Origin of the sequence: Martelella sp. UBA3392 (assembly GCF_002358775.1) — a bacterium.
Classification (GTDB): domain Bacteria; phylum Pseudomonadota; class Alphaproteobacteria; order Rhizobiales; family Rhizobiaceae; genus Martelella; species Martelella mediterranea.
This window is the reverse complement of sequence record NZ_DEPM01000066.1, coordinates 1-8800: the sequence shown is the minus strand read 5'-3', so window position 1 is coordinate 8800 and position 8800 is coordinate 1. Positions and strand designations below refer to the sequence as shown.

Here is an 8800-nt window from a genome sequence, read left to right as displayed (position 1 = left end):
CATCCCGGCAAATCAAATGTCATGATGTTTGCGTTGTATTTGCATTCAAGTTCTTGAGGAGCGGCGCGTTGGTCGGCCTTTTCGGCACCGGTCTGTCTTTGACCACCGGCTCGATATCACCGGATTATAACGACATTACAACGGCATTGACCGTCGAGGCCGCATTGACGCCGGCCCGGGGCGAGGCGTTGCGCGCGACCCCGCTCGTCGGCGTCGACGACATCGTGTCGCAGGGCCAGCCCTTGCTCGGCCTGCGCAATGCGCCGGATATCCAACTGGTCGCCCCGATGGCCGGGCGCGTCGCCGCCATCGACCTGGAGCCCGGACGGCGGCTGACCCGGCTTTTGCTGTTCGCCGAGGACACCGGCGCGCGCTTTGCCCATGACGTTGGAGACGCCGAAAAGGATGCCGCCAGCCTGCGTTCGCTGCTCAAGGCATCCGGGCTCTGGCGCCGCATCCTGAGCCGCCCGTTCGGCCGTATGCCGGGGCCGGACGAGACACCGTCGGCGATCATCGTCATGGCGACCGACAGCAGGCCCGGCGCGCCCTCCCCGGTCCATGCATTGGAGGGCCGCGAGGAAGCGCTGGCTCGCGGGCTTTCGGCGCTCGGCTGTCTGGTTGGCGAGCGGCTGTTCTTCTGCGAGGCGGCGAAGATCGAGGCCGACCTGCCGCAGGTCGCGCGGCGCGTCAGGGTCGGCACGCTGCACCCGCTCGGCCTTGCCGGACTGCAGGTGCACCGGCTTGCGCCCGCCTCGCTGTACCAAAGGGTATGGGATATCCATGCCGAAGATGTCGCCGACATCGGCGAACTGATCGAGACCGGCATGGTGCCGGAAACGCGGCTGGTCTCCGTCACCGGCCCCGCGCTCACCGAACAGCGTCTGGTGCGCTGTCAGCCGGGCGCGGATATGCGCGGTCTCTGTCTCGGCTTCGTGCGGCCGGGGCCGCATCACATCATCGCGGGCTCGCATATCGACGGCCATCCGGGCCACTGGCTCGGCCCACGCGACCGGCAGGTGACCGTGCTCGGCGACGATGCCGGCCATCGCCGGAACCACTGGTTTTCGGCAGCGCTGACCAAGGCGGCGCGGCCACTTCCGATCATCCCGACCGCAGCGCTCGAACAGGCGCTGGGCGGCGATATTCCGGCCGTCGCGCTGATCCGCGCGCTTTCGGCCGGCGATCAGGAGACCGCCACCCGCCTCGGCGCGCTATCGCTGGTGGAGGAAGATCTGGCGCTCGCCGATTACGTGACCGCGGCCGAGCCGAGCCTCTCCACCCAGCTTCGCGTGCTCTTGAACCGGATCGAGCAGGAAGAGGTGGCGGCATGACCCATGGCCCGATGCGGGGAATGTGGGACCGCGAGACTGTCGCCCTGCTGCTGCTGGCGGCGGTGATGCCGATCGCCCTTGCTTGGCTCTGGTATGGCGGCATGGATGCCGCGCTGCGGCTGGTTCTGGCGCTCGTCATTTCCGGTCTGTGGCATCTGATCTTCATGCTGGCGCGCGCCCAGCCGCCATCCTTCGCCGGCGCGCTGACGGCGCTTGCCGTCGCGATCCTTGCGCCGGAGGAACTCGGCTTCGTGCCCTTCGTGCTCGGCATCAGCTTCGGTTCGGTGATGGCGGAACTGGTGTTCGGCGGCTGGGGGCGCAATATCCTGAACCCGGCGACCGTGACGCTCGCCTTTCTCGGCTTCGGCTTCGTCACCGCGCCCTGGCCGGATATCCACCTGCCAATCGCCTGGGCGGCGATCCCGGCAGCGATCATCGGCATGTTCTTCGGCGTCATGCCGGCCCGGGTCATTCTTGGCGCGACGGCGGTGATGGCGGCCGGACTTATCGCCGGCATGCCACTGCAACCGGCGCTGCCGGCCTTCGCGCTGGTGCTGGTGCTGCTGGTGGCCGACCCCGTAGCAAGCGCCTCGACGCGGCTTGGCGGCTGGCTGAGCGGCGGCATTTTCGCCGCCCTCGTCATCATGTTCACGCTCAACTGGGAGGGCGCTTCGCCGGTGCGTGTGGCGGTTTCGGCAGCACTTCTCGCCTCGCTTCTCGCCCCGCTTCTGGATGAAGCGGCGATCGCCCTCTGGCATGCCCGCAGGAGAAAACGTCATGGCTGACCTGAACCCGATTTCGGCATGGCGCCGTTTTCTGGCCCTGCCCAACGAGAACCGCTTCAAGACGGTGGCGATCGCCTTCATCGTGTCGGCCGTCTGCGCGCTGATGGTGAGCGGCGCGACCGTGGTGCTGCGCCCGATCCAGGCGGCAAACCGCGCCGCCGAGCAGCAGGCCCGGCTGGAGGCGCTGGTGGCGGGCATTCCCGGCATGACCCAGCTTCTGGAGCAATCCGGCGGCGCGCTTTCCACCGTCGTCGTCAACCTGCCCAAGGGCCGGGCCGCCGACGACATCACGCCCGAAACCCTGCCGGCGGCACTCGACAACGCCGCCAACTGGAAGACGCTGACGCCGGGCGAGGATACCGCCGGCATCGGTCGCCGCCCGGATTTCGTGCAGATTTACCTGCTGCGCAATGATGCCGGCGATATCGAACTGGCTCTACTGCCGATCAGCGGCGCGGGCTATGTCGGCCCGATCAACGGCATTCTGGCGCTTAACGGCGACATGAACACGATCGCCGGCCTTGCGATCACCAACCAGGTCGAGACCCCCGGTCTGGGCGGGCGGATCGAGGAGCCCGCCTTCCTCGCCCAGTTCGCCGGCACGGAAATTGCCGATCCATCGGGCAATATCCGCTTCGCCGTCGCCCACGGCAAGGCGGGCAATGCCTACGAAGTCGACGGCATCACCGGCGCCACCCGGACCTCGAACGCACTGACCAGAACGATCCGCTTCTGGCTCGGTCCGGATGGCTACGGCCCGCTGATCGCGGCGATCAAGCGCGGGGAGTTCTGATATGGCCAAGCCCATCAGCCTGTGGACGACGCTGACGGAGCCGCTGATCCGGCAAAACCCGGTGACCCTGCAGATCCTCGGCATCTGCTCGGCGCTGGCGGTGACCACATCGGTTGTCACCGCCGTCACCATGTCGGCATCGCTGACGATCGTGATCGTGCTCTCGGCCCTGCTAGTGAGCCTGATCCGCCGCCACATTCCCGATTCGATCCGGCTGATCGTGCAGATCGTGATCGTCGCCTCGCTGGTGATCGTCATCGACCAGTTCCTGCAGGCCTATTTCTTCGACATCAGCAAGCGGCTGTCGGTGTTTGTCAGCCTGATCACCACCAATTGCCTTGTGCTGGGGCGCACCGAATCCTTTTCGCGAAACAACCCGCCGCTGCCGTCAATGGTCGACGCGCTCGGCAACGGGCTCGGCTATTCGCTGGTGCTGATCGTCATCGGCGCGCTGCGTGAACTGTTCGGCACCGGCAAGCTGCTGGGCTATCAACTCTTCGCCACGACCGACCAGGGCGGTTGGTTCGAGCCGCTGAACCTGATGCTGCTCGCGCCCAGCGCCTTCTTCCTGATCGGCGGGCTCGTGTGGGCGATCCGTTCCGTGCTGCCGGAACAGGTTGAAGCCGCCGAGTTCACGCCCCCGGACACAGAGGAGGCAGGCCGATGAGCGAGCTTGCAGGCCTCTTCCTGAGCGCGGCCTTCGTCGAGAACATGGCGCTGACGCTGTTTCTCGGGCTCTGCACCTTTCTGGCGCTGTCGCGGCGCACGGGTTCAGCCCTCGGCCTCGGCATAGCGGTGGTGGCGGTGATGGGCGTCACCATGCCGCTCAACAACCTGATCTACAACGCGTTTCTCAGACCCGGCGCATGGTCCTGGGCGGGCATGCCGGATACCGATCTTTCCTATCTGAAGCTGATCGCCTTCATCGGCGTGATCGCGGCCGTGGTGCAACTCGTCGAAATGGTGCTTGACCGGTTCTTTCCGGCAATCCATGCCTCGTTCGGCGTGTTCCTGCCGCTGCTAACGGTGAACTGCGCCATTCTCGCCGGCAGCCTGTTCATGGTCGAGCGGGACTACAACCTGGCGGAATCGACCGTGTTCGGGCTTGGCGCGGGCTTCGGTTTCGGGGTTGCCGTGGTCATGCTCGCCGCGATTCGCGCCCGGCTTGCCTATGCCGATCTGCCGAAAGGTCTGCGCGGGCTGGGGATCACCTTCACCATTGCCGGCATGATGTCGCTCGGCTTCTCGGCCTTTGCCCAGATGGTGACGCCATGAGCGAGATCGTGCTTGCCGCCGTCATCGTCGTCGCTCTGGTCGTGATCCTCACGCTGGCACTGCTGATAACCCGCACGCGTCTCATCCCGGCTGAAACGATCAGGATCAGCGTGAACGGCACCATGACGCTTGAGGCCCAACGCGGCGACCGGCTGCTCGGCGTACTGCACCGCGCGGGCATCGGCATTCCCGCCGCCTGCGGCGGCTCCGGCACGTGCGGGCTTTGCCGCGTCCATGTCGAGGGCGAAGGCGCGGGCGAACCGCAGGCGACCGAACGCGGCGTGCTGTCGGCCGCCGAGCGCCGCTCCCACATGCGCCTTGCCTGCCAGACCGCGTTGCGCGGCCCCTGCGCCGTCACGGTGCCGCAGGACTTCGTCGGCGCGACCGGCTTCACCTGCACCGTGGTTTCCAACACCATGAAGGCGCCGCTGATCCGCGAGCTTGTGCTCAAGCTACCCGAGGGCCAGCCCTTCGATTATCGCGCCGGCGGTTTCATGCAACTCACCGCGCCGCCCTACCGGCTCGATTTCCACGATATCGAAATCGACGAGGCCTTCACCGATTCCTGGCGCATTGCCGGCTGGCCGGAAATGACGGGAAGCTCCGATAGCCCGGTCACGCGCGCCTATTCGATCGCCAACCGCCCGCGCGACGCAGCGGAAGGCCGCGCCGTGTTCAACATAAGGCTCGCCGCCCCGCCGCCAGGCCGCGAGCAGGAGATCCCGCCGGGCATCGTCTCGTCCTATCTGTTCGCGCTGAAGCCGGGCGACGAGGTACAGGCTTCCGGCCCGTTCGGCGAATTCCACGTGCAGCCGACCGAACGCGAAATGGTGTTCATCGGCGGCGGCGTCGGCATGGCGCCGCTGAGGGCCATGATCCACGAACAGATCGGCAAGGGCACGACGCGGAAGATGCGCTATTTCTACGGCGCCCGCTCGCTCGCCGACCTGTTCTATGTCGAGGAATTCGACGCGATCGCCGCCGCGCATCCGAACTTCTCGTGGACGCCGGCGCTGTCGGACCCTGCCCCCGGCGACCGCTGGACGGGCGCGACGGGCTTCATCCACGATAATGTCCGCGCCGCGATGCAGAAGCACCCCGCGCCGGAGGACTGCGAATATTATCTCTGCGGCCCGCCGGTGATGATCTCGGCGGTGCTGGCGACGCTGGCCCGGCTCGGCGTCGAGCCGCAATCCATTTTCAACGACGATTTCGGAGTCTGAGCCATGACCGCATATCTGATCCGCCGTCATCTTCTCGCCGCCGCCGGCGCTGCCGGCTGCGCCCTCGCCGCCCCCGGCCTGCTGCGCGCGACCCCTGCGACACGGCACGTGACCGGCACGGCCTTCGCCTCCGACTGGAGCGTGACGCTGGCCGATGACGCCGATGCGAGCCAGTTTAAACCGCGCTTCGACCGGCTGCTCGCCGGCATCGACCGGATGATGTCGCCCTGGCGCGCCGACAGCGAGATCACCGGTTTCAACACGGAGAAGGGCGAAACCGTCCGGATTTCCAACGAAACGGCGTTCACGGCAGAGGCCGCGCTTGCCATGGCGTCGGCAAGCGATGGCTGGTTCGACCCGACCATCGGCCCGATCGTCGCCCGCTACGGCTTCGGCCCCATCGAAGGCAATGTCGGCCCCGAGGATGAGGAAGTGCCGCGCTGGCGTTCGCTCGCCGTCGAAGGCGACCGTCTGGTCAAGCGCGCGCCGGGCCTCACCATGGACCTTTGCGGCATCGCCAAGGGCCGGGCGTTGGACCTGATGGCGCTGGAATTGCGCAAAGGCGGCCATGAGGATTTCCTGATCGCCATCAGCGGCGAACTCCTGTCCAGCGGCCGCCACCCCGAGGGCCGGCCATGGCAGGTGGCGGTGGAAAACCCGCGCATCGAGGCCAATGGCGCGTTCGCCGTGCTGGGGCTCGACAATGCGGCGATCGCGACCTCGGGCTTGAGAGCGCAGAGCTACGACCTTGGCGACACGCGCTACAGCCACATCATCGATCCCTACAGCGCCCGCCCGGTCGAGGGCGCAATCGCCTCCGTCTCGGTGATCGCCCCGGATGCGATGACCGCCGATGGCTGGGCGACGGCGCTGACGGCGGCAGGGGCTGAAGGCCCGGCACTGGCGAGACGCCGTGGCATCTCCGCACTGTTCCTGTTTCATGACGGGACCGGTCTCAGAAGCGAAAGCGTGAACGGTTTCGACCGTTTTCTGCTATAAAGGGGCAAGGAGGCGGTAATGGAAATCGTTCTGGCAATCGGCATTTTCGCGCTGGTGGCGGCCGGGCTCGGACTCGGGCTGATGATGGGTCGCGGGCCACTGAAGGGCTCCTGCGGCGGCATGGCCTGCCTCAAGGACGTCGCCTGCGAGGGCTGCCCGCACCGGGCGGAAAAGGAGGCGCAGTGACCGGCACCATCGAAGACATCACTCGCGCCGATGCGCTGACGGTGACGCCGGACATGGCGATCCGCCGCGCGGTGGCGCTTCTGGTGGAAAAGAGGGCCGCCGGCGCGCCCGTGATCGATGACACCGGCACGCTTTGCGGTCTTCTGACCCAGAAGGACTGTTTCCGCCCGACGCTGCAGGCGAGCTATTATCAGGAATGGAAAGGCACCGTCGGCGACTACATGACAACCACGCTGGTGACCCTGCCGGCCAGCGCCGACCTGATGACCGCCGCCGAAGCCTTCCTCGAACATCCGCACCGCATTTTCCCCGTCGTCGACGGCGACCGCCTCGTCGGCCTCATCCGCCGCTCGGACGTGCTGGCAGCGCTTGTGCGCCTGAGCAACTGAGGCGTTTCGCCGAGGGTCCGGAACCCTCGGCAATCGAGACATGGTCCTCTTGAGGGTCGACATCGGGCCTGCGTTTCGCGATATCATGCGCGCGTCGGCTTCAGGGCCGCCATGACAGCAGGACCTTCCCATGAAAGATTATTTCATCGGCATCGATGCCGGTTCATCCCTTCTCAAATGCGCAGTGTTCGACCGCACCGGGCGGCAATTGAGCGAGGCCAAAGAGCGCACGCCGATCGACCGGCCGAAGCCCGGTTTCAGCGAACTCGACCCGGCGCGTTCATGGCAGGCGGCGAAGACGGTGGTCGCCGAGGCGGTGCGGGTAAGCGGCATTGCGCCCGCCGATTTCGGCGGCATCGGGCTTTCCGCCGCCATGGTTGGGGCCTGGGTGGTGGATGCCCACGGAGAGGCGCTGAGACCCGGCATCATTTGGGAAGACAGCCGCAGCCAGCCGATCATCGACGAGATGATGGCAAAGGACCCCGATGTGATGAGCCGGATTTTCGACAGCTCCGGCTCGGTCATGCAGCAGGGCTGCACGCTGCCGGTGCTGTCCTGGCTCGCCCGCCACGAAGCCGATGTACTGAAACGCGCGGCCCATGTGTTCGGTTACAAGGATTTCCTCCGCATGAAGCTCACCGGGCTTGCCGCCACCGACCGGGTGGAAGCCTCCGTCAGCCCCGGCGACGCCAGGGCCCGCACCCACAGCGACGCGATGATTGCGCTGTTCGGGCTCGACGACTGGCGGCATCTTCTGCCGGAGGTGCGCGATTCCGAAACGGTGCATGGCGGGCTTCTCGCCGACGTTGCGGCCGAGCTCGGCCTGCCCGCCGGCCTGCCGGTGGCGATCGGGGCGGGCGATGTGGCGGCGACCGTGATCGGCGCGGGCGGGCTGGTGCCCGGCTCCGTCACCGCCGTGCTCGGCACCACCGGCATGGTCGGGCGCTGCCTCGATAAGCCGCTGTTCGAGCCGCGCGACATGGGACTGTTGTTCACCCTGCCCGGCCATTGTTGGTACCGTTCCATGGTCAATGTGGCGGGCACGCTCAATCTCGACTGGGCGATCGATTCGCTCGCTCCGGACCTCAGAGCCCGATCGGATTGCTATCCCTTCATCAACGACATGGTCGCGGCGGTGGAGAAAGGCGCGGAGGGCGTGACCTACCTGCCCTATCTCAGCGAGAGCGGCATCATCGCGCCGGTCGTGGACGCCAGTGCGCGAGCGGGTTTTTCGGGCCTCACGCCCCGTCATGGCCGGCCCGCGCTGTTTCGCGCGGTGTTCGAGGGCGTCGCCTTCGCCTTTGCCGATCTCTTTGAAGTGCTGGGCTCGCCGGAAGGGCGAATCGTGCTCACCGGCGGGGGCGCGCAGAGCCCGCTCTGGTGCCAGATGATTGCCGACGTCACCGAACGCGCGCTGTTCGTGCCGGACGGCACCCAGTTCGGCGCGCGCGGCGCGGCGCTGCTGGCGGCGACGGCCACCGGCGTTTTCCCCGATATCCGCTCCGCCTCGGCTGCGATGGCGGGCGATGGGCGAGAGTACCAGCCGGATGCCGACTCGACTGCTGCCTATGCGCCCGCCCTGCAGCGCTACCGCGCCCGGCGCGATGCCGCGCTTCGAAAGGCGAGCTGAGCGCAGCCGTATTTTCCGCTTGCCTTTTCCAAACTGGTATATACCATTATATGCATGGTATAGACCGCAAGGATGAGCCGTGACCGGAGAAGACGCCCCGCAATATCTGCAGATCGCCGACAGCCTGGCGGCGGAGATCGTCGCCGGCCGGCTGAAGGCCGGGCAGAAGATCGCCTCCGAGCGCGCCAT

Annotated in this window: 10 protein-coding genes; all 10 read left to right on the top strand. The window is 66.9% G+C overall.

Annotated features, from left to right (window positions below; all coding sequences use genetic code 11):
* The first annotated feature begins 68 nt into the window (after window positions 1-68).
* The 10 genes from B4E36_RS04945 (at window position 69) to B4E36_RS04900 (ending at window position 8611) form a co-directional block, all read left to right on the top strand.
* Window positions 69-1331, top strand: a complete 1263-nt coding sequence (locus tag B4E36_RS04945; protein ID WP_292052372.1) for a Na(+)-translocating NADH-quinone reductase subunit A — start codon at window positions 69-71, stop codon at window positions 1329-1331.
* Entirely contained in the window at window positions 1328-2116 is a 789-nt protein-coding gene (locus tag B4E36_RS04940) for an RnfABCDGE type electron transport complex subunit D (protein ID WP_292052374.1), read from the top strand. The genes B4E36_RS04945 and B4E36_RS04940 overlap by 4 nt, the downstream gene beginning before the upstream one ends.
* Complete coding sequence (locus B4E36_RS04935; RefSeq protein WP_292052376.1) at window positions 2109-2909, top strand: FMN-binding protein; 801 nt, start codon at window positions 2109-2111, stop codon at window positions 2907-2909. Before B4E36_RS04940 ends, B4E36_RS04935 begins: the two co-directional genes overlap by 8 nt.
* Before the next feature lies 1 nt (window position 2910).
* Entirely contained in the window at window positions 2911-3576 is a 666-nt protein-coding gene (locus B4E36_RS04930) for an NADH:ubiquinone reductase (Na(+)-transporting) subunit D (RefSeq protein WP_345900055.1), read from the top strand.
* Window positions 3573-4184 carry an NADH:ubiquinone reductase (Na(+)-transporting) subunit E gene (nqrE, locus tag B4E36_RS04925; RefSeq protein ID WP_292052379.1) on the top strand — a complete coding sequence of 204 codons (612 nt, stop codon included), beginning with the start codon at window positions 3573-3575 and terminating at the stop codon, window positions 4182-4184. The genes B4E36_RS04930 and nqrE overlap by 4 nt, the downstream gene beginning before the upstream one ends.
* Window positions 4181-5407: an NADH:ubiquinone reductase (Na(+)-transporting) subunit F gene (nqrF, locus tag B4E36_RS04920; protein ID WP_292052381.1), complete on the top strand. Its 1227-nt coding sequence runs from the start codon at window positions 4181-4183 to the stop codon at window positions 5405-5407. The genes nqrE and nqrF overlap by 4 nt, the downstream gene beginning before the upstream one ends.
* Window positions 5408-5410: 3 nt before the next feature.
* Window positions 5411-6406, top strand: a complete 996-nt coding sequence (locus tag B4E36_RS04915) for an FAD:protein FMN transferase (protein WP_292052383.1) — start codon at window positions 5411-5413, stop codon at window positions 6404-6406.
* Between the two features lie 18 nt (window positions 6407-6424).
* Window positions 6425-6592 (top strand): (Na+)-NQR maturation NqrM, encoded by a 168-nt coding sequence (gene nqrM, locus B4E36_RS04910; RefSeq protein WP_292052385.1) that lies wholly within the window; start codon window positions 6425-6427, stop codon window positions 6590-6592.
* Window positions 6589-6981: a CBS domain-containing protein gene (locus B4E36_RS04905; protein ID WP_292052387.1), complete on the top strand. Its 393-nt coding sequence runs from the start codon at window positions 6589-6591 to the stop codon at window positions 6979-6981. The genes nqrM and B4E36_RS04905 overlap by 4 nt, the downstream gene beginning before the upstream one ends.
* A gap of 130 nt (window positions 6982-7111) precedes the next feature.
* Window positions 7112-8611, top strand: a complete 1500-nt coding sequence (locus B4E36_RS04900; RefSeq protein WP_292052389.1) for a xylulokinase — start codon at window positions 7112-7114, stop codon at window positions 8609-8611.
* Window positions 8612-8800: the final 189 nt, after the last annotated feature.